Annotated in this window: 19 protein-coding genes; 7 read left to right on the top strand and 12 right to left on the bottom strand. The window is 40.2% G+C overall.

Features of this window, described 5'->3' with window-relative positions; genetic code table 11:
* Positions 1–89: 89 nt before the first annotated feature.
* Together H5183_RS06780 and H5183_RS06775 are read left to right on the top strand one after the other, a co-directional pair.
* Complete coding sequence (locus H5183_RS06780) at positions 90–1,625, top strand: tryptophan halogenase family protein (RefSeq protein WP_182731279.1); 1,536 nt, start codon at positions 90–92, stop codon at positions 1,623–1,625.
* Positions 1,626–1,632: 7 nt separating this feature from the next.
* Positions 1,633–3,123 (top strand): tryptophan halogenase family protein, encoded by a 1,491-nt coding sequence (locus tag H5183_RS06775; RefSeq protein ID WP_149980987.1) that lies wholly within the window; start codon positions 1,633–1,635, stop codon positions 3,121–3,123.
* Positions 3,124–3,194: 71 nt separating this feature from the next.
* Here the strand turns inward: H5183_RS06775 and H5183_RS06770 are convergent, their stop codons facing one another.
* Entirely contained in the window at positions 3,195–5,771 is a 2,577-nt protein-coding gene (locus H5183_RS06770; RefSeq protein WP_182731278.1) for an exo 1,3/1,4-beta-D-glucan glucohydrolase, read from the bottom strand.
* A gap of 321 nt (positions 5,772–6,092) precedes the next feature.
* Here H5183_RS06770 and H5183_RS06765 point away from each other — a divergent pair, with 321 nt between their 5' ends.
* The 3 genes from H5183_RS06765 to H5183_RS06755 are packed head-to-tail and all read left to right on the top strand — an operon-like array spanning position 6,093 to position 10,051.
* Complete coding sequence (locus tag H5183_RS06765; protein ID WP_149980985.1) at positions 6,093–7,421, top strand: GH1 family beta-glucosidase; 1,329 nt, start codon at positions 6,093–6,095, stop codon at positions 7,419–7,421.
* Between the two features lie 43 nt (positions 7,422–7,464).
* On the top strand, positions 7,465–8,991 hold the full coding sequence (locus H5183_RS06760) for an MFS transporter (protein WP_182731277.1): 1,527 nt from the start codon (positions 7,465–7,467) through the stop codon (positions 8,989–8,991).
* A 58-nt stretch (positions 8,992–9,049) separates the two neighbouring features.
* Positions 9,050–10,051, top strand: a complete 1,002-nt coding sequence (locus tag H5183_RS06755) for a LacI family DNA-binding transcriptional regulator (protein WP_145233053.1) — start codon at positions 9,050–9,052, stop codon at positions 10,049–10,051.
* A 38-nt stretch (positions 10,052–10,089) separates the two neighbouring features.
* Here the strand turns inward: H5183_RS06755 and H5183_RS06750 are convergent, their stop codons facing one another.
* Positions 10,090–11,055 (bottom strand): LysR family transcriptional regulator, encoded by a 966-nt coding sequence (locus H5183_RS06750; protein WP_182731276.1) that lies wholly within the window; start codon positions 11,053–11,055, stop codon positions 10,090–10,092.
* 130 nt (positions 11,056–11,185) lie between these two features.
* Here H5183_RS06750 and H5183_RS06745 point away from each other — a divergent pair, with 130 nt between their 5' ends.
* Positions 11,186–12,133, top strand: coding sequence for a sodium-dependent bicarbonate transport family permease (locus H5183_RS06745; RefSeq protein WP_145233051.1), 948 nt, complete (start codon positions 11,186–11,188; stop codon positions 12,131–12,133).
* A 45-nt stretch (positions 12,134–12,178) separates the two neighbouring features.
* Here the strand turns inward: H5183_RS06745 and H5183_RS06740 are convergent, their stop codons facing one another.
* The 3 genes from H5183_RS06740 to H5183_RS06730 all read right to left on the bottom strand — a co-directional run bounded on the left by H5183_RS06740 (position 12,179) and on the right by H5183_RS06730 (position 16,661).
* On the bottom strand, positions 12,179–15,100 hold the full coding sequence (locus tag H5183_RS06740; protein ID WP_182731275.1) for a UvrD-helicase domain-containing protein: 2,922 nt from the start codon (positions 15,098–15,100) through the stop codon (positions 12,179–12,181).
* An 86-nt stretch (positions 15,101–15,186) separates the two neighbouring features.
* The gene (locus H5183_RS06735; RefSeq protein WP_182731274.1) at positions 15,187–15,696 is read right to left on the bottom strand and encodes a M23 family metallopeptidase; all 510 of its coding nucleotides are present in this window, start codon (positions 15,694–15,696) and stop codon (positions 15,187–15,189) included.
* 20 nt (positions 15,697–15,716) lie between these two features.
* Positions 15,717–16,661 carry a Gfo/Idh/MocA family protein gene (locus H5183_RS06730; RefSeq protein WP_182731273.1) on the bottom strand — a complete coding sequence of 315 codons (945 nt, stop codon included), beginning with the start codon at positions 16,659–16,661 and terminating at the stop codon, positions 15,717–15,719.
* Between the two features lie 301 nt (positions 16,662–16,962).
* On the opposite strand from H5183_RS06730, the gene H5183_RS06725 reads away from it, so the two are divergent.
* Positions 16,963–18,132, top strand: coding sequence for an MFS transporter (locus H5183_RS06725; protein ID WP_145233047.1), 1,170 nt, complete (start codon positions 16,963–16,965; stop codon positions 18,130–18,132).
* Positions 18,133–18,207: 75 nt separating this feature from the next.
* Here H5183_RS06725 and H5183_RS06720 read toward each other — a convergent pair whose 3' ends face one another.
* The 7 genes from H5183_RS06720 to H5183_RS06690 form a co-directional block, all read right to left on the bottom strand.
* Complete coding sequence (locus H5183_RS06720; protein WP_182718887.1) at positions 18,208–18,615, bottom strand: hypothetical protein; 408 nt, start codon at positions 18,613–18,615, stop codon at positions 18,208–18,210.
* A 258-nt stretch (positions 18,616–18,873) separates the two neighbouring features.
* On the bottom strand, positions 18,874–19,986 hold the full coding sequence (locus tag H5183_RS06715; RefSeq protein WP_182731272.1) for a prohibitin family protein: 1,113 nt from the start codon (positions 19,984–19,986) through the stop codon (positions 18,874–18,876).
* Positions 19,983–21,686: a cyclic peptide export ABC transporter gene (locus H5183_RS06710; protein ID WP_259397121.1), complete on the bottom strand. Its 1,704-nt coding sequence runs from the start codon at positions 21,684–21,686 to the stop codon at positions 19,983–19,985. Before H5183_RS06710 ends, H5183_RS06715 begins: the two co-directional genes overlap by 4 nt.
* 107 nt (positions 21,687–21,793) lie before the next feature.
* On the bottom strand, positions 21,794–21,967 hold the full coding sequence (locus tag H5183_RS06705; RefSeq protein WP_182731271.1) for a hypothetical protein: 174 nt from the start codon (positions 21,965–21,967) through the stop codon (positions 21,794–21,796).
* A gap of 87 nt (positions 21,968–22,054) precedes the next feature.
* On the bottom strand, positions 22,055–22,612 hold the full coding sequence (locus H5183_RS06700; RefSeq protein WP_145233045.1) for a YcjF family protein: 558 nt from the start codon (positions 22,610–22,612) through the stop codon (positions 22,055–22,057).
* A 271-nt stretch (positions 22,613–22,883) separates the two neighbouring features.
* Positions 22,884–24,251 carry a serine hydrolase gene (locus tag H5183_RS06695; RefSeq protein ID WP_182731270.1) on the bottom strand — a complete coding sequence of 456 codons (1,368 nt, stop codon included), beginning with the start codon at positions 24,249–24,251 and terminating at the stop codon, positions 22,884–22,886.
* Positions 24,252–24,347: 96 nt separating this feature from the next.
* Positions 24,348–25,301 (bottom strand): TauD/TfdA family dioxygenase, encoded by a 954-nt coding sequence (locus H5183_RS06690; RefSeq protein ID WP_182731269.1) that lies wholly within the window; start codon positions 25,299–25,301, stop codon positions 24,348–24,350.
* Positions 25,302–25,321: the final 20 nt, after the last annotated feature.

Genomic DNA, 25,321 nt, shown 5'->3' with positions numbered 1-25,321 from the left:
ATTAACGCCATGAGTATTAAGCCGCTAGTTGTTAGCGGCTTTTTGCGTTGCAGGTTAATAGCAATTTTATTAAAACAACAGAGCACACAATGAATAATAAAATACAACACATTGTGGTATTAGGTGGTGGCGCAGCAGGTTGGCTAAGTGCAGGGCTATTAGCCGCTGAACACCCTAAAAAAAAGATTACCTTAATAGAGTCTGCAAACATTGCTATTTCAGGTGTAGGCGAAGGCACTTGGCCGTCTATGCGCAATACGCTCAAGCGAATTGGTATCGAAGAAATAGATTTTATACGTCACTGCGATGCTTCATTTAAGCAAGGTTCAAAATTCATAAACTGGCGTAACATAAATATAGGCGAAAACTACTATCATCCGTTTATGACTCCTGAAGGCTATTTAGAAACCGATTTACACGCTTACTGGCAACATCATGCAAGCACTCAAAAATATGCCGACGCCGTTAATATGCAAAGCTTTGTTTGCCAAGCAGCACTTGCACCTAAGCAGTTACACACACCAGAATACGCGGCGGTCACTAATTACGGCTATCATCTTGATGCCGGTAAGTTTGCCACATTTTTAAAACACCACTGCGTAAAAAAACTCAATGTGCATCATATTATTGATGACGTCATCGAAGTAAAAAATGACCATGACGATTATATTCAATCACTCACCACCATAAAGCACGGTGACATAGACGGCGACTTATTCATTGATTGTACCGGTGCTCGGGCGCGTTTGATTGGTGAGCACTATGGCGCAACGCTTATCACACAAGAGCATATTCTTTTTAATAATAGCGCTATCGCTGCACATCTCCCTTATAGCGATAATCAACAAGAGATCGCCTCAGCCACTTTATCAACGGCGCAGCCACATGGTTGGATCTGGGATATTGGTCTACCGAGTCGTCGTGGTATCGGTTATACCTATAGCGATAAATACTGCGATGAACAAACCGCTGTGAACACCTTAAAGAGCTATGCTGCGCTATCTGTTGGTGAACAAGTCGCCGAGCAAATACAAACTCGCAAGCTGAGTTTTCTTCCTGGTTACCGCACACAGTTTTGGGTAAAAAACTGTGTTGCTGTTGGTATGTCGCAAGGTTTTATAGAGCCACTTGAAGCATCAGCACTGGCGATGGTGGAGCTTTCAATCAGCATGTTAAGCGAACAAATGCCGCAAAACCGTACTCATATGGACTTGCTGGCTAAACGATTTAATCAGCGCTTTAGTTATCGCTGGCAGCGAGTAATCGACTTTTTAAAGTTACATTACATATTAAGTGAACGTGATGATAGTCAATACTGGCGTGATATAAAAAAACCATCGAGCATTCCTACTCGTTTGAATGAATTGCTGGCACTTTGGCAATATCAACCACCAAGCAGGTTTGATTTAATTGAAAACGAAGAGGTATTCCCCTCTGCCAGCTATCAATATGTATTGTATGGAATGGGCTTTCACACGCAAAATACAACAGCAAAAAATGCTTTTAATAACTCTAAAGCTGGGCAGTATTTTTATCAGCAAAACCGTGAAAAAATTGCCAAATACTTACAAGGGTTACCAACAAATCGCGCATTATTAAATCAACTTTTAAACAATAAGGCTTAACCTGACAATGACACACAACAAACCTATAAAAAATGTGGTGATCGCTGGCGGTGGAACAGCTGGTTGGATGGCTGCGGCTGCGTTCAGTAAACTCGTTGGTAAAAATATCAATGTCACCCTTATCGAATCCGACGACATTGCTACGGTTGGTGTTGGTGAAGCTACTATTCCACCGATCCGCACTTTTCATAAATTACTTGGCATAAATGAGCAAGCATTTATGAAAGCTACCCAAGCAAGCTTTAAATTAGGGATCAGTTTTGAAAACTGGGGCGAAAAAAACACCGATTATATTCACTCATTTGGCATGACGGGCAAAGAATGCTGGGCAGGTGAATTTCATCATTTTTGGCTACACAGCTTAACATTAGGACTTGAATCCGAGTTTGGTGATTACTGTTATGAACTGCAAGCAGCTAAACAAGGTAAGTGTGCTTTTAATCAGCAAAATCCAATTAATTATGCATTTCATATGGATGCGAGTCGTTATGCATTATTCCTACGTGAATTTTCAGAACAACTAGGGGTTAAACGTCTAGAGGGAAAAATAATCCACGTTAATAAATGCGCCACTTCGGGCTTCATAAACAGCCTAACTCTTGCAGATGAAAGTATCATAAATGGTGATTTTTTTATTGATTGTACCGGCTTTAATGGACTACTTATTGAACAGGCTTTGCATACCGGCTATGAAGATTGGTCACACTTACTGCCGTGCGATAGCGCAATTGCAGTACAAACTAGAGCCATTAGCGATGATATAGTGCCTTATACCCGCTCAATAGCACATGATGTAGGCTGGCAGTGGCAAATTCCTCTGCAACAGCGCGTAGGTAATGGTCTAGTGTATTGTAGCCGTTATTTAAACGATACTGATGCAAAGCAGCTTTTACTCAGTAATATTCAAGGTGAAACTCTCACTGAACCCAGAGTAATTAAATTTAAAACTGGCCGCCGCCGCAAAGGCTGGAATAAAAACTGCCTTGCTTTGGGGCTTGCCAGTGGCTTTGTTGAACCACTTGAATCTACCAGTATTCATTTAATTATGTCGGGCATTATTCGCTTTATCCGGCTATTTCCATTTGATGGTATTACCGAACAAGCAATCCACGAATACAACAAACAGCTAAAAAGTGAGATTGAAAATATTCGTGATTTTATTGTCTTGCATTATAAAGTCACTGATCGCACTGATAGCGAATTTTGGCGTCATTGTAAAAATATGGAAGTGCCTGATACCCTTGTTCATAAAATTAGTTTATTCAAAGAAACTGGGCGGGTATTTTTAGATGACGGCGATATTTTTAGAGTCGACTCATGGGTGCAAGTAATGTTGGGTCAAGGTATCAAACCCAAACAATACCATTTAATTGCAAGCCTGATGAGTGATGATGAGTTAAGCCACTTTCTGCTCAGTATCAAACAGCAAATTACTCAACGCGTGGCACAATTGCCAACACATAAAGCGTTCTTACAACAATATTGTTCTGCGGAGTAATCTGAGTGAGCATAAAAAGCCCTTTAATCACGTAAAGGGCTTTGCACAACACAACAAAATCAAAGACTAAGTTAACTATCTGGGCAGATAATTGTTGCCTGTTTTGCTCCCTCTGGCACAAAGTTGATATTCGCCACAGAAACCGAACCGTTACCCGTGCTCTGTAACGAAAATGGGCTAATCACTCTTGAAAAATCAACGCCTTGCTCAGTAAAGCAGGTTAAGTCTATGCTGAGTGTTTGCCATCTATTTAATGTAGCCTTTTTGAGTTCTGCGCTGATATCAACACGTCCACCACAACCATGCTCGCAACTCATAGCAACAAATAATGGAGCAGCAAATTCGCTATTTATCTTGTAATCAAAACTCAGCGCTGAGTTTGCTTCGATATAAGCCACTTTATCTTCAGTGAAGTTACTATTGATTTCGGCTGTAGTAAGGCCTATACCTGTAAATACAAATGCCATTGCATCTTCTTGAATATTTTTATCTTCAGTACGATAACTAATACCTGCTAATTCAACGCTATTGCTAGCTACTTGAACTTGCTGCTGTGCTGACTTTAAAAACAATCGCCATGGATCAGTCAGCACGCCATTAAAAATAGCCATATTAGGCAAACTAGCTATATCAACACCTGAGTCTTCATTTAAATTATCTGCCAGGGTATTTTTATCTGTATAGGTTAAACCAAAGCCATAAGGAAATAGTGGCGAATAGTCTACATCATCTCTATTTACTGCGGTTTGCAGTGGTGATTTTGGCCATGAAAACGACAATTTACCAGTAAAGTCATGCTGAATATCACCTCCTGCGTCAGTTAATAATACATCGGCCACACCTTGTCCTTCTGTACCCGGTAGCCATGCGGCGACAAACGCATCAGAGGCATTTAACTCAGCGTTAACCCACATTGGTCGACCTGAAATGAATACCGATACGACCGGCACGCCTTTTGATTTAAGCTGTTTTAATAACGCTAACGACTTTTTATTATTACGCTCAAACTCAAGATTATCCCTGTCACCGTGGCCTTCTGCATAAGGTTCTTCTCCAAACACCACAATCGCCACATCAGGTTTTTGTGTAAAGTGTCCATCAGGACTTAAAATGGCCTCTCCACCTGCGGCCGTGATCTGCGCTTTTAAACCCGCAAAGATTGACGTAGCATCAGGGAAATCGGTATTTTCGTTATTGGTGCCTTGCCAAGTAATACTCCAGCCCCCCGCTTGCTTAGCAATATTATCTGCGCCATCTCCGGCAATTAATACTCGTGAATTAGCCGCTATCGGCAAAGTATTGTTGTTGTTTTTTAATAACACCAGTGATCCACGCACAGCTTGTCGCGCAATATCGCGGTGCGCTTGCGCGCCAATTAACTGCGTTTTACCTGAGAACTGACGTTTTGCAGGGCTCGGTTTATCAAATAAACCCGCTCTTAGTTTGACTCTTAAAATACGCGCAACAGCATCGTCAATTCGGCTCATGGCAATTTCACCGGCTTTCACTTGCGCTATCGTATTTTCATAAAGTGGTTTCCACGCCCCCGTAGGAACCATAAAAATATCAAGCCCCGCGTTTACAGCCTGTGGGCAGCTTTCGTTACTACAACCTACAACTTGTCCGTGGCCATTCCAATCACCAACAACAAAGCCATCAAAGCCCATTTTCGTTTTCAGTACATCGGTAAGCAGGTATTTATTGCCATGATTTTTCTTACCATGCCAGCTATTAAACGACGCCATAACAGATTGACTACCAGCCGACAAACCACCAATGTAGCCTTGAGCATGAGTATCAAACAAGGCTTGCTCTGAATCGATATTGTTACCTTGATCGTCACCATCGACGGTACCGCCATCACCTAAAAAGTGTTTAACTGTGCTAATCACCCGCTTATGACTTAAAAAATCACCATCTGCATGGCCTTGCAAGCCGTTAACAATGGCAACTGAGTACCGGCGGACAATCTCTGGATCTTCAGAATACCCTTCATAAGTTCGACCCCAGCGGTCATCACGTACAACAGCAACAGTCGGCGCAAATACCCAATCAATACCAGTAACCATCACTTCGATTGCCGTCGCAGCGGCTATTTTTTCTATTAAAGCGGGATTATTTGCTGCGCCTAAGCCAATGTTATGTGGAAATAACGTTGCACCAATCACGTTATTATGACCATGTACAGCATCGGTGCCCCACATGGTAGGAATATCGATGCCATCAAGAGAATCGTCAACCGATGCTTGATACATCTGTTCAGCAAGTGCAATCCAATCTTGTGGTGTGGCATGTTTATTCGCGTTCGGAAATGAGCCTCCGCCATTTAAATACGAGCCAAAACCATATTTACGCATATCATCAGTCGTTATATCGCGGATCTCAGGTTGAATCATCTGCGCAACTTTTTGCTCTAATGTCATCGTCTGCAAGTACTGAGCAATCTTAGACTCAATTTGCGGATCAGCTCGAACCACATTATTCAGCTTTGGCCAAATAGCTAGCAATTGTTGCTGCTGCGTTTGTTCAACAGCTCTATTATTTTGAGACGTATCTTTATTTTCGCTTGCTGAACAACCAGCCAGAGTAACTAATCCAGCTAACAAACTTAGTGTAGGTAACTTAGCTGTGTGTAAGTGTGTTTTCATTTTTATATACCTATCTATTATCAACTCATTGCTGCTTAAAAGACTCTAAGTACCTGCTGTATTACAAAAGCGAGACCAAGCGGTTTATTCATCTAAGCAACGGTAGAACTATTTTTTGTCATCATTGAAATTAAAATTTAACTGTTGACCTGTTAAGAAATAGTCACTAACCTAAATATGGAAGCGCTTCCTTAAAGTCATTAAATACCATCTATTGGCATTAATCAAATTAAATATGGAAGCGCTTTCAGATATGTTAGCTTTAAAAGCTAAAAATAACAGCATCACGGACTATAAAAAGAAAGCAGAGGTTTTCTATTAATGAAACAATTATCTTTACCTAAACACTCGCCGCTACTGAGCAAAGACTTCACTTTTGGCGTAGCAACTGCTTCATTTCAAATTGAAGGTGGTGCAGCAGATCGTCTGCCATGTATTTGGGACACCTTTTGTGCTCAAGACGATAAAATTGCCGATAACTCAAATGGTCTAATCGCCTGTGAACACTACACTCGTTGGCCTCAAGATATTGAGTTAATAGATTCTCTGGGCGTTGATGCCTATCGTTTATCAATTTCTTGGCCACGCGTAATGCATCAAGATGGTAGTTTAAATCCATTAGGTGTGAAATTTTATACTGATCTTCTAGATGAACTTAAACGCCGCAACATCAAGGTATTTGTCACTTTATATCACTGGGATCTACCGCAGTATTTAGAAGATCAAGGCGGCTGGTTAAATCGTAATACCGCCTATGAATTTGCTCACTACACAGATCTTATTAGCAAAGCGTTTGGTGATCGTGTTTATTCATATTCAACCTTAAATGAACCTTTTTGCAGCTCTTATTTAGGGTATGAAATTGGTGTGCATGCCCCAGGTATTGTCGGTCGGGAATTTGGCCGAAAAGCTGCCCATCACTTATTACTAGGTCATGGTTTAGCGATGCAAATGCTGGCTAAAAATAGCCCACAGACACTTAATGGTATCGTACTCAACTTTACTCCCTGTTACCCGGTAACACAAAGTGACGCAGATCTTAAAGCCACAGCCTTTGCTGATGATTATATTAACCATTGGTATATGCGCCCTGTAATGACTGGCAAATACCCAGATATTATTGAGCAACTACCAGTAGAGCAGCGTCCAGATATTCACCCCGGTGATATGGAAATTATTGCGCAGCCATTAGATTACCTTGGCGTTAATTTTTATACGCGTTTACATTACCAAGCAAGCGCTGATGATTTTTATGACGAGCGCCCACATCAAGGCCTATTAACTGATATTGGTTGGGAAATTTACCCGCAAGCACTTACTGAATTATTAGTATCGTTAAATGAGAAATATACCCTACCACCGATTTATATTACTGAAAATGGCGCAGCAATGGCCGACAAGATGATAGATGGTAAAGTTAACGATTCAGATCGCATAGCTTACTATCAGCAACACTTAAACGCATTGCATAACGCAACTGAACAAGGTGTGGTGATCCATGGCTACTTTGCATGGAGCTTAATGGATAACTTTGAATGGGCTGAAGGCTATTCAAAGCGATTTGGTATCGTTTATGTTGATTATCAAACTCAACAACGTACTGTAAAAGCCAGTGGCCTTGCGTATAGTAGTTTAATTACTAGCCGGTAAACTTAGCTAGTGCTCCTTTAAAAACAACAATAAGAAACACACAGTGAACAAAATTCCTTTATACGAAAAAATCGGTTATGCGATGGGTGATGCCGGAGCCAACTTAGTTTGGCGAGGTGCACTTGCCTACCTAGCAGTATTTTACACTGACACATTTGGCATATCGGCTGCGGCCGCAGCTATGTTATTTTTGGTGGTTAGGTTATCCGATGGTGTAACCGATATTATTATGGGAATGATTGCAGACAGAACCACCACTCGGTTTGGTAAATTTAGACCGTGGATTTTATGGTCTGCTCCTTTTTTAGGACTGTTCATGGTGTTGTGTTTCACCACACCTGATTTCAATGACACCAACAAGTTAATTTACGCCTACATTACCTACATAGGCTTAACGTTAGCTTATACGGTGAGTAACGTGCCTTACTCTGCATTAATGGGAGTAATGAGTCCAGACGATACCGAGCGCACGAAACTATCGAGTTTTCGCTTTGCCGGAGCCTTTGCAGGCGGTTTATTAGTGATGGGCTTTTTACCTGAACTGGTTGCTTATTTTGGCAATGGCGATAACGCCAAAGGTTATCAGTTAACCATGTACTTATTTGCAGCATTACTAATTGTTTTGATGGTTATCACTTTTGTTAGCACCAAAGAGCGGGTAATCCCCCACAAAACAACCAGTGGTAATTTAAAATCAGAGCTCAAAGATTTAACTAAAAACTTACCCTTTATTATTCTGCCATTATTGGCAACTACCCTGTTCTTTTATTATCGCGAAATCTACAGTGGGCTATTTTTTGCATTTATCATGACTATGATGACTGTCGTGATAAAAAAATTACTCAACAAAGATCATCAAAATCTCACGGGAACTCAACGTGATATGGTTGATTTGCTCACCAACAAGCCTTGGTTAATTTTATTAGGCATGGGCTTTTTGACCATGATGTTCAACGGTATAAAGTATGGTGTAATTGCTTATTACTTTAAATATCAGGTTGGCAGCGAACTGATGGCAGGCCAATACTTCGTTGCGTTATTAGTGGTGTCTATCCTCGGCGCTCTTGCCACTGGTAAACTTGCCGAACTAATAGGCAAACGTAATTTATTTATCATCTCTTTAATATTAAGTGGCTTATTAACCACAGCATTTTATTGGGTGCCTGCTGACAACATTGTTGCCATATTTACTTTTGGTTGTGCAGCTGAATTTTTTGCTGCCATGATGCCTACCCTGTTTTTTAGCATGTTAGGGGATGCTGCCGATTATTCTGAGTGGAAAAACAAACGCCGCGCCACGGGCTTAATTTATTCCGCAGGGACGTTTGTGCAAAAAACTGGCGGCGGTTTCGCTGGGGCATTAGTATTAGTGGTATTGGCAGGCTATGGCTATAACGGCATGAATGAAGCAACCATTACGCAATCATTACCTGGCATGCAACTATTAATGAGTTGGATCCCCGCAGCATTTGCTTTTTTAGGTGCCGCCTTGATGCTTATCTATCCGTTGACACCCGCAATGACGCAGAAAATCACGGAAGACTTGGCTTTTAGACGCAGTAATGTGTAAATTATATTTCATTATCAATACGTTTTTATAAAGTGCGAATAATAACGCTAGGAAATTAATGGCTACAATTTATCAAGTATCAGAACTTGCAGGTGTCTCTCTCTCTACGGTATCAAGGGTTCTGAACGACAATGATTATGTAAGTAAAAAAACCAAGAAAAAAGTGCTCGAAGCAATGCAGCAACTTGGCTATCAACCCAGTTCTATTGCCCGTTCTTTAGCATCGAGTCGTACCAGTAGTGTTGGTGTTTTAGTCTCTGAACTAGACGGCCCGTTCTTTGGCCAAATGATGTCGGCGATAGAGCAGCAACTTCGTGCCGCAGGTAAGCATGTTATTATTACCGCAGGGCACAGTGACGAAGACAAAGAGAAAAATGGCTTTGAATTTTTAATCAGTCGTAACTGTGATGCCATAATTGCCCATGTGGAAATAGTATCGGACGAATATCTAATTGAACTTAGTAAGGGAAAAATCCCCATTTATTTAATGAGCCGTTATGTTGAGGAAATTAAAGACAACTGTATTAGTCTTGATAACGTTCTGGGCGGTTATCTTGCCACTAAAACGATGATCAATAAAGGTCACAAAAATATTGCTTATATTGCGGGTCCACAATTTAAAGTTGATGCGTCAGACCGACTCGTAGGACATAAAAAAGCGCTTGCTGAATACAATATAGCCTTTGATGAAAGCCTTTTTTACATTGGCGACTTTAAAGAAACCGGCGGCAATGATGGCTTAAAACATTTTATTGAAAATAAAGCGCAATTTAGCGCAATTGTCTGTGCCAATGATGAAATGGCCTCAGGTGCGATGAAGTTCGCCAGAGAACACGGTTTTAATTTACCGAAAGATCTCGCCATTATGGGCTACGATAACGTGATTTTCACCAATTACCTTTACCCAACTCTAACAACCATAGATAACCCAGTCCCAGAGATGGGCAGAATGGCGGCTAACCTTGTACTTAAAGACATTTACAAACGCCCTGGCATTACAATTAATCGTGTATTCCAGCCGACTCTCGTTTTAAGAGACTCCACGCCAGATATTAATTAATGCGGTAAAATCATTCGTTCACTAGGTTGAATTTTCAACTAACAAATTTGCTGATCAGCTAAACTTAGATTCAGCCCATGCAATTCATTACGTACCCATCGGCCATCTAAGTATTGTTCAAGGTGGTCTTGGGCAAATGTTAAAAAACTACGCGCAGCATGAGCAATATGCCGATCAGTGCGGATAACAAAGTACCAATGACTTGCTAAGCTTGCATCACTTACAGTTAATACTTTGAAGCCATGATCTCCTATTGGCAACACATGGCGAGACAGCACACCAATTCCCATTCCTGATGATACTGCAACGCGAATAGCCTCATTACTTGCCATTTGCACGCTGTTACTCAGTACTAAACCGCGTCTTTGCAGTTCGCTCTCAAATAACATCCGAGTTGCAGAGCCAGGCTCTCTTAATAAAAAGCGGTATTTCACTAGCTCAGAAAGTGCAACGTGTTGTTGATTAGCTAATGGATGATCAGTAGGCACAATAAACTCAAGCGGGTTTTTTAAAAAGCGTGCCGCTTTTGCATGTTCAAGTGACGGTGGATGGCTAAATACATAAATATCATCTTCACCGCGTTCAAAGCGCGCTAACACCTCTGCTCTATTGCCAATCTCAAGAGGCAACTCAACATGAGGATGCAAATTACTATAGGGCCCGAGTAATTTTGGCAAAATATATTGTGCGGTATTCACCATGGCGATTTTACATCGCCCGCGCTCACCCCCTTTGAGTTCAGCTAAAAAATCGTTGTAATCATCAAAGTGGCCAAACACTCGTTGGCAAGTCCTAAATAACTCATGCCCGGCTTCTGTGACATGCAGTTTTTGTTGCTGCATAATCACCAGCGGCTCATCTACAGCCTCTTGTAAACGTTTAATTTGCAGCGACACCGTTGGCTGAGTTAAGTGTAAACGCCGTGCGGTTTCACTGATCGAGCCGGTTTTTACTACACTCATAAACACTTCAAGTAGCCGAAAAGAAATATGTCTTAAATCCATCGCTATCTCATCCCCTCAGGTATTAATCAGCCCATAGATAATAACCTATAACTAACTACCAATCATTTTATTATTTACAATGCATGACTTTATCTACAATAGCGCAACTTTAAATTAATAGGAGAAAGGTGTGCCAGATATTGTTGTAATGTTTTTTGTTTTGGGTTTAGTTGCGGGGATTTTACGTTCTGATCTCGTTATTCCAAAAGCAACTTACGAGACCTTAAGTTTGCTGCTGATGCTGACCATAGGCTTAAAAGGCGGCATGGTATTACACGGCAATCTTAGTTGGCAATTATTGCCAGAAATGGGCTCGGTGATGCTGCTTGGCGCATTTATACCTTTAATGCTCTACCCTATTTTAAAATATGTGATAAAACTTTCGGTAGCGAACAGCGCAAGTATCGCCGCCCATTATGGCTCCGTAAGCGCGGGGACATTTGCAGTCGCCCTCGCTTATGCTGAATCGGCGCAGCTAGCAGTAGGTGCTGAAGTAACCCTGTATTTAGTGATGCTAGAGCTTCCCGCGATTATCGTCGGGCTGTTACTTTATCGACGACTTGATAAACAACATAGTGCCGATAATACCTTATCGCTTAAAGCACTCTGGCATGAAACCTTAACCAATAAGAGCGTTATTCTCCTCGTAGGCGGTGTTGTTATTGGTATGATGTATGGCACACAGCAAGGCAGCCAAGTAACTGGATTATTAACCAATAGTTTTAAAGTCGTGCTTGCATTATTTTTACTCGAAATGGGTTTAACGGCAGCGCAAACATTACGCCCTATACCTTGGCATCACTGGAAACTGACACTATTTGCTATAATCAGTCCATTAATATTAGGCGCGATTGGAGTCAGTGTCGGCACTTTATTAGCGCTTGAGTTAGGCTCAATCGTTATCTTGGGGAGTTTAGTGGCCAGCGCATCTTATATTGCAGCGCCTGCCGCTATAAAAGCCGCAATCCCCAAAGCCGATATAGGTCTGGCTATGCTCAGTTCACTAGGCATCACTTTCCCATTTAACGTACTTATCGGTATCGGTTTGTATCATCAACTTGCTGTTGCGATGCAATAAATTAAACAATAGATAAGGGCTATTTAGCCCTTATCTATCTATAAGTTAAGCAAGCTCGGGCCATTGAATTGACTTACTGTCTTTGCCATTTTTACAGCTAAGTGGATCATTACCTTTATAATTTTTGCATCCCCAAAACTGCCCTTTTGCGCTATTGCGTAATACCATTTCAGCACCGCATTTATCACACGTTGGCACTAGATGGTTACAGGCTGTATTTATACATAATTTAAACCCTGTATAGCGACTGCGAGTCATTGGGCTTTGGCACTGCTCGCACGATTTTTCTTTATGCTCACAACGCGGAAATAACGAACAGCCGTAGAATGGCCCAAAACGACCACTGTGTTTTTTTAATACCCCGCTATCACAGCGCATACAGTTTATATCTGCGATATGTAATTGATCAACATCACTAGTAAATTCATCCAGTTCTATGTCATGTTCAGCAATTAACTCCGAGACAAAACAACTGCTATTGGTCATATCAGCAATGATGTAGGCGCGGTGTTTTGCGCGCGTTAGTGCAACGTAAAATAACCGTCGCTCTTGTGCGTAAGCGAAGTTTTCTGGCGCTGGTAATAAAGCTTCGATAATTGCGGGCGCAACTTTTTCAGATGGAAAACCATGTTTACCCTTTTGTAATCCGATAATAATAACATGATCGGCTTCTTTACCTTTTGAGGCGTGAAAAGACTGCGACTGAATTTTTAACAACGGGTATTTAACACTCATGGTTTTAATATCCGTATTTGTTGGTAGCTGAAACCAAAATCGCGCTAAAAAATACACGGTTGTGGGTTTACATGCCTTGCTGTGTATTGTGCAGAGTATGTCATCAATCGCACCATTTAATAGTTCAGGAATGTCACTGTAATAACTATTTTTATAACCAATAGACGCATTACTACTGCGCCTTAATAACGACACACTAGGATGTGAAACCTGAGTTAAAGAAGTAATCGTTTTATCAAGCTGCGCGGGATTTTTACTAATAAATGCTGAGGCAACTTCACCAATTTTATTATTGAAACGAAACGTAAGATCCAGCGCCGTTTGCGTAGTAAAGCCAAAATACGTTGCAAACTCAGTGGTCAACTTAATATCAGCGCCGCTGAATCGGTAAATTGCTTGCCAATCGTCACCCACTGCAAATACTGAACTACCCTTGTTGCTATCGCGAAGTGCTTTAACCAATCGTGCTCTTGGCTGTGATATATCTTGAAATTCATCAACCATAATATAACGCCAAGGCGATTTAAACTTGCCCGACTCAACATACTCGATTGCCTTGATAATCATATCATCAAAGTCAATTTCACCGCGCTGCTGCAAGTGAGCGTTGTAGTTAGATAAAATTGGTTTTAATAGCGCCAACGCTTGGGTTGTTTGTTTGGCGTCAAGGGAGCGTTTAATGACATCAACTTCATCAGCATCAGTTAAATAAGCCGCCTTATATAAACTCAGCAATTGACTAAATAACGCAGCTAATACGGTGATCCTGCCAGTTTCTTTTAAGCTTTCGAGCAGTGATTCTAAGGGCAACATCTGTGTTTTCACGCTCGCACTTAAAAGCGCTTGTTCAAGTTCGCTTAACAGCTTACCTTGTTTATGTTGCCCATAAGTCAAAGCTATACAGTGAGTGTTATTACTGGCATGAGTGGTATTTTTCCAATCAATTTCGCTATGGTATTGCGCTTTATCAATGTAAGGCGCAGTATTGCCAGCGTCATCGATGCCGTAATATTCAATGTAAATATCGTACTCAGGTAAATAAAAATCAGGCTTGTACTGTCTGCGTTCAATGGTTTTTACGTCAACTTTATAAGGCGCTTCGTATTGATAATCTATGCCGTGATAAAACAGCCAATTAGCTATATATAACTCACCAAAGCTTTTTACCTTGTCGCCTTTTAGGCTACGGATATCGTTATCATTTAAGTAGCTGTAATAATCACCCAATGTTTTAAAATCAAATTCATTTTTTTCAACATAATAGTATTTACTAAAATAATCTAAAACCAGATGACGATACTCGGCACTGTTTTCAATCAATGATTCAAAGCACTGCTGCACCCATTTTGCTTTCGCTTTTTCGTCTTCTGCAAATACACTCATAGTCGGTTTAGCACGTTCAACTTGTGAGATAATCGCCAGTCCGACACTATGAAAAGTAGCGGCTTTTATTTTATCGGTGGCGAGCTTATTTTCGATCCGTTGATCCATTTCATCAGCAGCTTTGCGACCATAGGCCAGCAATAAAATATCACTATAAATTGCCTGCTGGCTTTGCACTAAAAACCCAGCCCTGCCAATCATAACACTGGTTTTACCGGTGCCTGCGCCAGCCAATAACAAGTTATTATCGTCATCAATCACACAAGCACGTCTTTGACTTAGTGTTAATGGATTTGCTTCAACACGGTCAAAAAAAGCGTGGTGTAGGTTAAGTTGCTTAGTAACGTATTTTTGTTGTAGATACTGGGTAAGTGCAGCATCCCAGTTTGCATATTGCTCTAATACGTTTATTTTTTTATCCACTAAAACAAATGCGGGGCTGTTTTTTATCCACGGCAACCAACGGTCATGCTCTTGCTGTGCCAACCGCTGAATACGACTAACATAAGACTGGCGTAAATATCGCTGCTTGACCAGTTTTGTTATTTTATTAAGAAAAGTGTCAAGCTTAGCTTCATTAGCGTTCACCCAATAGCGTTCAAATTCAGCTTGAAATTTACGGTGAGCACCATATGCCAGCAGCGAAAATGTATGATTTTGTTGTGCCGTAACAAAAGAAATCGTTTGACCAAACAAGCCGAAAGCAAACGACGGCGGTGCCTCCAAATCACTCCAACTTATTTGTCTAGTTGAGTTACCTTGGCAAATAGTCAACATATGGTGATCAAACGCCAACATGGCTTTATTAGAAAACATCCTGCCAAACAGGCTAACTGCAATAGAATTCATTACTGCTGAATTCCTAAATAAAAAGAGTGAATTACCGGTATTTTAAGTTAATCAGCTGGATAAGTGTGAAAATAACGGCAATTATTTTAGCGTAGTTTTTCATCTGGATTTAAAAAGAACATTTTCTTCCAGCCTTGGCTTTGCGCGGTCATTAACCATGGGTACGGTAGTAACGATAAAATAGAGTAATGTACGTGAGGTTGTTTACCTGCCGCATTCCCCGTGTCTCCTAAGCTACCAATCAGCTCACTGACTGCAACATAGTCTCCTGCACTTACCGAATAACTTTCTAAGTGGGCAAAGTAATGCAGTCGCCACTTAGGCCCAAGTAATGCCACCACTTTACCACCGCGCTTTAGCTCACCTGAATACAGCACCACACCACTTACCGAAGCAACCACTGCCGTGTGTTTTTTGCCAAAAATATCTATCCCTTTGTGTACACCTGATTTACCCCAAGGGCTATACCAAAAGGTATTATGATGCCAATCATTTGCTGTTGCACCTTTGACTGGGATCACTATTTTTTCAGGTATGAGCAGCCCAATAACAAGGACTGTAAAGAACGTTAGTCCCATGTACTTCATCACTTTCATTACAACTTCCTTGAAATAGTTTAACAGTGAAATAGTTCATTATTGTTTGATACGTGTGCAACCAGCCACTCACACAACTCATGTGTTAAACTATCTTTTTTAAGCTGTAATTGGTCTACCTGCTGCGTTTTAACCGCCGTTAGCCATGCCTCTAGCATTGACTCAAAGCCCCGTTTATATAGCGTTGCTTGCCAATCATTTTGCATCGCGCTCTGCTGTATTCCATTGACCATAGAGGTCATATTGGTTAGCGATTCAAACCGCCACTTTTCATTCAAACCGGTTATTTCAACCACTTCTTCATTACAGCCACTTAATCTATCCATAGCGCCTTGAAATAACCGCCCCTCAAACTCAAAACTAACATGTATTGCTGCCAATAAGCCTTGTGGATCTAGCTGTGAAAACACCTGTAACTGGTTAAGTTGATCAAAACGCTCTACATTTGCAAAATGGCATAAACTATCAACCACATGGATGAAGTCATCAAAAATAAAAGTGCGTGGCTGTGCTGGTAAATTTAAGCGGTTTTTTTGCCATTTAAGATGGCGTATTTGTGGCTTTGCAATATCGGCCATAATTGGTAAAAAGCGACGATTAAAACCTAAAAATAATGGCGTGTTATGTTTAGTTGCTAACGCAATAAGTTGACTTACCTCACTAAAACTATACGCTAATGGCTTATCCACAAACGTAGCGATTTTTTGTTCAAGTGCCTGCTTCGCAAACGTAAAATGAGACTCAGTATTAGTGTGGATCATCACCCCATCGGGCTTACACGCCAGTACCGCTTGGTAATCTGTAAAGCACTTTTGAACCCGATACTGCTTCGCTAACTGCGTTAATGTTGTCAGGTTTCGTGTACAAAAAATAGGATCGATCTGTGCATGTTGCGTGGCAATAGGTAAATATGCTTTTTGTGCTATATCCCCAAGCCCGACTAAAGCGATTGTTAGCTGGTTCATTTTTACTACTGCCTCTTGATGAAAAATAAAAACACAGCATACCAAGTTATTATTTAGATTGATAAAACAACTACAAATTTTAAACAATTTCGCTAAAAAAATGATACCAAAATGACGTAAATAACCGGTTAATTTACCTAACTTAGCGTTCTAAATAAAATGTTGAGTAAATATTCAAATATAACTTTACTTGTGTTCAAAATCGGATTAAATTCGCCGCAAAATTAACCAACCAAAAATAATTGCCAGCTATTAAAACACTCCAACGCAATTATTTATGCCCTTTAAATCGGATTCTTTAATGGTTGAGCTCGCTGCCAGTCATAAACCAAATAACCCACTTGCGCCTGTTATTGGTTTGTCTTTTTTTGCTATTGCCTCAGGCTTTTTAATGAGCCTAATTCCTTTATCATTGAGCGCCTTTGGGCTTGATAATGAACTTGCCTCTTGGTTAGCTAGTGTCTTTTATCTTGGCTTATTAATTGGTGCTTTTTTTATTGAGCGTATTGTTGCAAGAGTAGGCCACCGTCATGCTTTTCTGGCATTTCTGGGGTTATTAATTTTCAGTGTTGCAGCACAGCTTATTTTACCTAATGCCAACGTGTGGCTTTTAGCCCGCTTTGTAGCTGGTATCGCCGTAGCTGGGGTATTTGTGGTGGTTGAATCTTGGTTACTAATGACTGACACTGCCAAAGCACGAGCTAAACGATTAGGCCTGTATATGACATCCCTGTACGGTGGCAGCGCCGTTGGCCAACTAGCTATCGATCCGCTTGGTACCAGTGGCCCACTCCCCTATTTGTTTGTTATTGCTCTATTATTTTTAGCGATGTTAGCACCGCTGCTGATTAAATCAGGGCAACCGCAAAGTCAGCACTCGCAAAAACTACAATTAACTGAGTTAAAAAAGCTCAGTCGCCCAGCAATTTTAGGCTGTTTGGTATCAGGATTAGTACTTGGCCCAATATACGGTTTAATGCCAGTATATATCGCTGCCCAAAGTGAGCAGGCCGCTTTTACTGGCACCTTGATGGCGGTGATTATTTTAGGCGGTATGTTAGTACAGCCGTTGGTGAGTTATTTATCAACACGAATGGCAAAAAGCTTATTAATGGCATTATTTTGTTTATTTGGCGCGATGGGTGTAGTTGGTATTATGCAAGCTGTACACTTCAACGTATTGATGGCCAGTTACTTTATTTTAGGGGCTGCAAGTTTTGCACTCTACCCCATTGCCATCACCTTAGCCTGTGACGCATTGCCAATCGAAAAAATAGTCTCAGCAACGGAAATTATGTTACTGAGTTACAGCTTTGGCTCGGTCTTTGGGCCTTTGCTTGCTGCCAACCTATTTGCTTCAGCTAACGGCATTATGTTGTATTTAGGCGGTTGTTTATTCACCACCTGTATTTATATGCTGATCAAAAGCCTTAAAGGCATCTCCACTGACAATACCCCTGTGGCAGGATAAGCCATAGCCTAATAACGCAAAAACCCCATGCTGAGTTAACAGTATGGGGCTTTAATTCAAGTAATAAGGCCTAATTTATAAAGATAGGTATTCTTTAGCACGAGTAAGGTTATGCGATACCATCGCGCTATCAGCCATTTGTGCAGCTTCATATAAATCTGAAAGACCAGCGGTATCATTTTTAGCCATCATACGTGATACACCGCGATTACTTAATGCAAACGATGTTAATTCACGTAATTTCATTTTTGGGCCTTCGCTTTGTTTTAGCAACGCAATCGCTTTAGTACAAATAGTTTCTGCTTGCGCGTAATTTTTTGATTTCACGTTTAGTGCGCAATTATTAAATGATTGTTCAACTGGCTGTGGCGCTGTTGCTGTCTCAATAACCATTAATTTGTAATCACTTTGATCAGCCAGAGCAACAGCTGAACATGTTAATAGTGAGCTAAGAGCAATAGTTTTGATAAGTGTACGTTTCATGATTATATTCCTATTTGATTATTTGCCTAAATCGTGTCGTATCTGGTGCCGACAATTGAACTTTAGAGTGTTAGCTCAATTTCAACAAACGATAAAAATAAACCTAATAGGTGAAGAAAATTAACTTATAGACTTTATAAAAATGAATTGTTACTGAAACTAGATTGAGCAACACAACTAAAAGGTGTCAATATCGACACCTTTTTATCTATAAACAGCTACTTTATGTTTTTAATATGCGAGCTAATAATGCTGCTATTACTGATAAAATGTTTTTTCTGGGCTGGAAGGCGTTTGCACGAATGGTAAAGCAGGATCGTTCGTTAGCGTTTTTTCAGCTGTGGTACTAGGTATTATAGGGCTTGGGCCGACTGAGCCTTGCGTTGTTTCTGTGTTCAAAATTAATGGTAAACCATCTTTACCACCACCTATCACTACAACTTTACTATTGTTAGATTTGGCCAACTCCACTGTAGCTTCAATCCCTCGCCAGCGTAAATATGTTTCAGAAATACCACCACTGACTGTTTGCTGAAAATCTCTGATCCCTTCTGCTTCGGTCTTCTTACGCTGCGCTTCTTTTCTAGCAACAACTAAACGCATGTCGTATTCTTCGTTCAAATAATTTTGATTCACTTTTGCGATAATCGCATTATGTACCTTTTCTGGTATATTAACGCGCTTGATCAGCATATCATCCAAATTAACTAGCACTTGCCCTGAGTGCGTCGCTTTTTCTTGCTGTAAAATTGTCTGCTCTTGTAATTGCAGTTCCTTTAAAACTTCATCTAGAAGCTCATTTTGCACTTGTAAACGCATATTACCGTACACTTGCTCTGCCGTATAACGCGATACAATCATGATCACCGCAGAATTAACTTCTGGTAGTACTGTTTCTTTTAGGTAATCCGTACCAACTAACTTATGTAGATAAGGTATTTGTGAAACCACTGGCCGATAACGCACAGTCACATCTAACGAAATTTGTAAGCCTTGGGAAGTAATAGCGTGAATTGTTTCATCAGCAGTTTGAAACCGACTTGAATAAAGCGTTAGCGTATCCCAAGGCAGAACTAACACTGTTCCTTCATCAAATGGTTTTTCCAAATAGGTACCACCGCCTAAACGTTTCCACAAAACTCCGACTTGGCCTGAATCAATTTTAATAAACATCACTGGCACCAGCACCATGCCTAGAAACATAAAAACCAGTAATGTGATCCCAGCTCTAAAACGCCATGACAAAATACGTTTATGAAATTTAGGCTTATAACGTTTAATAAAACGCATACTGATATTTGTGATTATTAATGCAAGTAGTAAACCCACAAGCACCAACAGAGTTAAATCGGGAGTAATGACAATATTCATGATGAGACCCCATTGCTTACAATATCGTTATTATCGGTTAACTGCCCTTCCACCATTTTTAAATGGGCATCAGCTAAATGAAAGTATGTATCATCATGGGTAATTGCAATCACTGTATTTCCTCTTGCTTTGAGTCGTGGTAATACTTGCTCGTAGAATTTACGCCTAAAAATAGGGTCTTGATCGGCAGCCCATTCATCAAAAATATATACAGGTCGATTTTCTAAAATTGTACTCAATAACGCTAAGCGCTTTCGCTGCCCTGACGATAAGTCAACAGTGCTAAATTGACCATCGACGATACTAACTTTGGTGTTCATTTCTAAAAATGCCAACCATTCATCAATTTCTTGTTGTTTTGTATCGTGAATACCATACAGCTGTTTAAATAAATGAAAGTCAGAAAATACCGCTGTAAACAAGCTACGATAACCTTGCAGTGAAGTTTCATTGAGCTGTTGACCATCGAGGAGTATTTTTCCAGCCTGTAACTCATATAGACCTGTGAGCATACGAATAAAGGTAGTTTTTCCGCTCCCATTTCCCCCAGTAATAAAAGTAATTTTGCCTCGCTGCAGCTGAAAATCAATGGGACCAACTACAAAGGCATGTTCACCAGGAGTACGATTATGCTGATAATATGCACCACTTAGTTGTATCTGTTCAAATGTTGCGAGCTCAGCATGAGCCGATTTAGTATGTTGAGTTTTTTCCTGTTCAGACTGTAACTCCTTTTCCAACGCTAACACATTTTGTCCAGCTTCACTGGCAGCGGTAAAAATAGGAATACCGCCGACAATACTGGTGATTGGGCCAATTAAAAACAGCGAAGCTGTGGTAACTTTAATAACCACATCGGTGTAGACATGCGATAACACCGGTACAATAAAAACCATAGCCCCAGTTGCCGCAAAAAAACTGATTTGCGATAAAATAAAATCGCTGGCAAACAAAGTTTGTGTTTTCGTCTTAGAGCGTTTAGCGCGCGCTGAGTCCATTGCAAACTCATATTCAAGATCATCCGCTCTTGGAACACTTAGCTTTACTTCTTTAAAGCCATCGAGTAAATCAGACAAGCGTTGAATTAATTTGTTTTCGCTCTCAAATGACTGCTGCATATTCTTTTGTATTTCGTCTGCCCGAAGCCGGTGAATGCTGCCGCCAAGCATAATCAATACGGCCAACACAATGAAAGCCACAAAGGAGTGATATGCAATATACATAGATGTAAAAAAAACTAAGCTAATTGACTGACCTATAATCACAAACAGTTGCGCAGACTGAGAAATAGTCTGTAATTCTTTGCTTAGCGTAGTAAAAATTTTCTCTTTACCAATCTTCTCTAAGGTCGCCAGTTCAGTATGACGAACACATTCAAACAACTCGACACGTAACCCATCTATGGCTTGTTCAACCATTTTTGCAGCTTTAGTCATTAATCTATGTTGGGTGAGACCATAAATAGCAATGGTTAACGAAAATAAAGCGAGATAATAAAGAATATGATTTTCGCGGTGAATATCAGCAATATTTTCCGCAACATTATTTATTAGCGCTAAAACGAGGGCATTTGCTAATCCGGAAATACAACCTAGCGCAGCAAAAGTTCTTTTTTTAACTGTGATGTTTCGACTAATTAAATCGTATAATACCATTTTAGAATCTTTTATTGTTTTTTGATGGTCTTTATCAACACTCATTAACGTACAGCTGAATAATATTACCACTGCTTTAAAACCAGTGGTTTAACTAAGCTATATAACTAATTGAGCGTTAAACGTTGTTATCCATGTCGCTGTATTACTTGTTATGTATCTTGGCTATGTGTTGCATCTTTTTTGTGCGCAAAAATTAATATTAATAAACCGACAAAAGGTGTCAGCATCAGCGACAGCAAAAAAAAGCCTACCGGGCCTGCAAAAGTGTTTCGCCCCCAGTAACCACACAATAAACATAATCCTAAATATAAAATGACGATCATTATTAATTCCTTTTCAGTTAAGCTGTAATCAATTGATAAATAAACCAGCAATAACTGCTGGTTTATTTAGGGTTTAGCTCATTCTACTTACACTGCAGCTTGGCTTTGTTGAGCACTTGCATCACCTTTGTCTTTACGATACTTCGCTGCGATCTCAGAGATATCACCTTTAATACTCGCTAAATTAAGGTCTATCAATGTACCGCCATTTTCAAAGTGTCGAATAAACGTAGAACCGACTGCATGCGAAGATGCCGCCGAGATCACTGGCATAAATGCAATGGAACTAAGCGTTCCAATGATAGGTATAGCTTTAAGGAAACTACTCAAGCCAGCCCCTCCCAATGTCTGTGGAAAAGAGCCACCAATTACCGCACTAATAGTGCCTCGCAGCTTATTCTCACTATAGGATTGGCCATATACCTTAGCAATCTCATCAATCATTTTTATTTGAATACCTGTCAAAGCTACCAAATCAACCACTGGAATTGGAATAAGTCCGCTGCCAAATGACCATTTGCTATACTTATCGACGATGATCTGCGCTACAGCAACTCGATTTTCTGCTTCAACGAGATCTGCTTGTTGCTCAGAAACGGTGTCAGTATTCGCCTTTTCGTCCTTCGCTGTTTTTGCCGCTGTCATATTTTTTCCTCTATGAATTAAATTAACAGTTGTTGAACCCACCAAATTACTGCTCTAGTAAAACTTTAGTCAGTAACTTGCCCTTTTTCACTTTTCTTTTCATATTCATGAAAAGAAAAGTAATACTTTGCATAAACATGCAAACAGTAATTGGACTACAACCACTCCTTGTTCAGGTTTGGTTCCAACTTTATTAGTACTTAGCCCACAGCCAGTACAAGAAACTAATCAATTCAATTCTTTTGACATTCACCAATTCATCGACACAACTTTACGCATCAATTAATATCGCTTGGCACTTATCTTCTCGGTGCTTATCAATGTAAAAAATTATATTTCTGATCTCACTTGCAATGCAGTCCGACTCTAGTCCTGTTTTAACGTAATTACTAAAGACCATCACTGATTGATCCCGTTCCACTAAACGGTTAAAGCTTGTCACCCATGAATAAGGATAACTACCTGAGTACTGTAAAAATTTTTCATATTTTCGCAGGTTTGCATCAGCAGGATCTGATGGACAATCGGCAACTTTGCCAAACTGTAAAGGGTCAATAAATGTAACAAACCAACCATAACCATAGTATTCGCATTGCGTACTGTTACCGGTATTAGAATAAGGTGCAAATGCCACTAATTTTTGTGCCTCATCTAAAATTTTACTTGTGTATAATGCCTGATCCCACTTATGCATATCAGTCACTGTTGAGTACATATCACCAGCAGAATAAAGTACCAATGGATTGCTATAAGGATTCTTTAAAATATTCTCGTATGGCGCAGGGCCGCCAACTAATGGCGGTCTGCCATTGGCTAGTGGTAAATATGGGTTTTGATTTGAGATATAGCCTGTGGTCATATTTTGATACACGCCAATGGCGCTAAATGAACCACTATCGTTCATATTAATGGGATCTAATATCTGTTCTTTAAGAAGGTTTTCGAACCAAAAGTTACGGTCAATATCGCCTTGGCTACCCGCAGCTATTTGCTCAATAATATTGCCGACCAAATAATAATTACAATTACTATATTGATACTTAGAGCCCGGAGTAAATGTCGGTTTTTCATCTTGTTCTGTACAAGTACAAAAACGATTACTGAAATCTTCAGGCCCATTTAAATTTAGCGTTTGATCATAAAGAAACGGCCGCCAACCATAATTATCATAAACGTCTTCATTATCACTGTAATTATTAATGCCTGAAGACATAGTCAATAAATTGTGCAATGACACATCCGCACATTGATTTTTAGGAAACCAAGGTAAATAGTCACCTATAGTCTGTGTTCTTAAATCTTTTCCTTTGAGCATTTTCATTAACATGGTTGCCGCAAATGCTTTAGTGTTAGAACCAATTCGGTATTTTGACTCTGTAGTATTTGCAATATCATATTGCATATTTTGCGGTCCACAATTAGCCTCGTATACAACCGCATCAGCAGAAGTAATATACACAGTGCCAAAAAAGACTAAAGTGTCACAATATTCTTGCACTGTTGCAGCAATCATTTCTATCTGAGCCGCTGTGATAGTGACATTTTTTGCTACACTCTTTTTTTGCAAACAAGACGCTAAAATCAAACTTAATAAGCAGACAATCATGATTTTAAACTTTACATGCATAAGCCATTTCATTATTATTCTCCTGTAAATAGCCACATCTCTTTGCCAAAATCATCACTGCTAACAAAGTGAAAATAGTCTTAGTAAACTTATTGTAATAACAACCAGTTAAGCCATGCCAACCAGTACTTTTCGAGGACCGCTATATGCTTCTCGTCCATGGGTGTACAGCATGTTATCAAGCAACAAAATATCATTACGCTGCCATTGATAAGAGAATGTAAGCCCACGATACACATCATTGATTGCTGCTATGTCTTGTGGGTCAATGTCCGTGCCGTCACCGTAGTACGCATTACGGGGCAAATTTGCTTCACCAATACTACTTCGCATTGATTGCACCACGGCACTGTCCATACTTGAACAATGAAAAAGATGGGCTTGATTAAACCAGACTTTTTCACCACTTGAAGGGTGAGTGACAACAGCAGGGCGGCATTGGCGTGTTTGCAATTTATCGCCATTGACCCATTCGAACTGTATGTCGTTTGCATGGCAATACTGTTCAACATCACTTTTACTCTGTGTTTGAAACACTTCTTGCCAAGGTAAATCAATATCGCCGTAGTTTCGCACGTACATGACGCCTAACCGCTCAAACTTTTCTCTGATCCGCATGGGTATGTGGTTATACACCGCACGACTATCGGCCAAGGGCGTATTGCCCCCAGTCGTCGCTGGCACCACACAGAAAAACCCCATTCTCTTAGGCCAATTATTCGAATATGCATTTTCGTTGTGTTGTAAAATCACCTGATCTGCATGGTATTCTGTGGTGGTATAAATATTATTCTTCAACGCAGTGCGTGGCGATGAACGATAAACATACTGCTTTAGAGGCTCACCAAAAATAGTTTCTAAAATAGTACTAAATTGGTGAGTACTCACAATATTTAGCCCTCTCAGTAGCGCTAAACCATCTTGATTTACCCAATCATTTATTAAGTCAGTATTGGCTTTAACCCATGCCAAACCACTTTGCTTTTGAGCGCTCATATCATGCACACGGCAATCGCTATTGTCAGTGCAAAAATCCATATCTATTGCTAATAACTGATCCATTTCATTCCCGTCCTTTTATA

It is taken from the genome of Pseudoalteromonas sp. SR44-8, from assembly GCF_014163635.1.
GTDB classification, from domain to species: domain Bacteria; phylum Pseudomonadota; class Gammaproteobacteria; order Enterobacterales; family Alteromonadaceae; genus Pseudoalteromonas; species Pseudoalteromonas rhizosphaerae.
The sequence above is the reverse complement of the archived record's forward strand: the minus strand, read 5'-3'. Positions and strand labels throughout refer to the sequence as shown.

Coding starts and splice junctions, on each gene's coding strand:
- H5183_RS06780 (WP_182731279.1), top strand. CDS start 90: ATGAATAATAAAATACAACACATTGTGGTATTAGGTGGTGGCGCAGCA.
- H5183_RS06775 (WP_149980987.1), top strand. CDS start 1,633: ATGACACACAACAAACCTATAAAAAATGTGGTGATCGCTGGCGGTGGA.
- H5183_RS06770 (WP_182731278.1), bottom strand. CDS start 5,771: ATGAAAACACACTTACACACAGCTAAGTTACCTACACTAAGTTTGTTA.
- H5183_RS06765 (WP_149980985.1), top strand. CDS start 6,093: ATGAAACAATTATCTTTACCTAAACACTCGCCGCTACTGAGCAAAGAC.
- H5183_RS06755 (WP_145233053.1), top strand. CDS start 9,050: ATGGCTACAATTTATCAAGTATCAGAACTTGCAGGTGTCTCTCTCTCT.
- H5183_RS06750 (WP_182731276.1), bottom strand. CDS start 11,055: ATGGATTTAAGACATATTTCTTTTCGGCTACTTGAAGTGTTTATGAGT.
- H5183_RS06740 (WP_182731275.1), bottom strand. CDS start 15,100: ATGAATTCTATTGCAGTTAGCCTGTTTGGCAGGATGTTTTCTAATAAA.
- H5183_RS06735 (WP_182731274.1), bottom strand. CDS start 15,696: ATGAAAGTGATGAAGTACATGGGACTAACGTTCTTTACAGTCCTTGTT.
- H5183_RS06730 (WP_182731273.1), bottom strand. CDS start 16,661: ATGAACCAGCTAACAATCGCTTTAGTCGGGCTTGGGGATATAGCACAA.
- H5183_RS06725 (WP_145233047.1), top strand. CDS start 16,963: ATGGTTGAGCTCGCTGCCAGTCATAAACCAAATAACCCACTTGCGCCT.
- H5183_RS06720 (WP_182718887.1), bottom strand. CDS start 18,615: ATGAAACGTACACTTATCAAAACTATTGCTCTTAGCTCACTATTAACA.
- H5183_RS06715 (WP_182731272.1), bottom strand. CDS start 19,986: ATGAATATTGTCATTACTCCCGATTTAACTCTGTTGGTGCTTGTGGGT.
- H5183_RS06710 (WP_259397121.1), bottom strand. CDS start 21,686: ATGAGTGTTGATAAAGACCATCAAAAAACAATAAAAGATTCTAAAATG.
- H5183_RS06705 (WP_182731271.1), bottom strand. CDS start 21,967: ATGATCGTCATTTTATATTTAGGATTATGTTTATTGTGTGGTTACTGG.
- H5183_RS06700 (WP_145233045.1), bottom strand. CDS start 22,612: ATGACAGCGGCAAAAACAGCGAAGGACGAAAAGGCGAATACTGACACC.
- H5183_RS06695 (WP_182731270.1), bottom strand. CDS start 24,251: ATGAAATGGCTTATGCATGTAAAGTTTAAAATCATGATTGTCTGCTTA.
- H5183_RS06690 (WP_182731269.1), bottom strand. CDS start 25,301: ATGGATCAGTTATTAGCAATAGATATGGATTTTTGCACTGACAATAGC.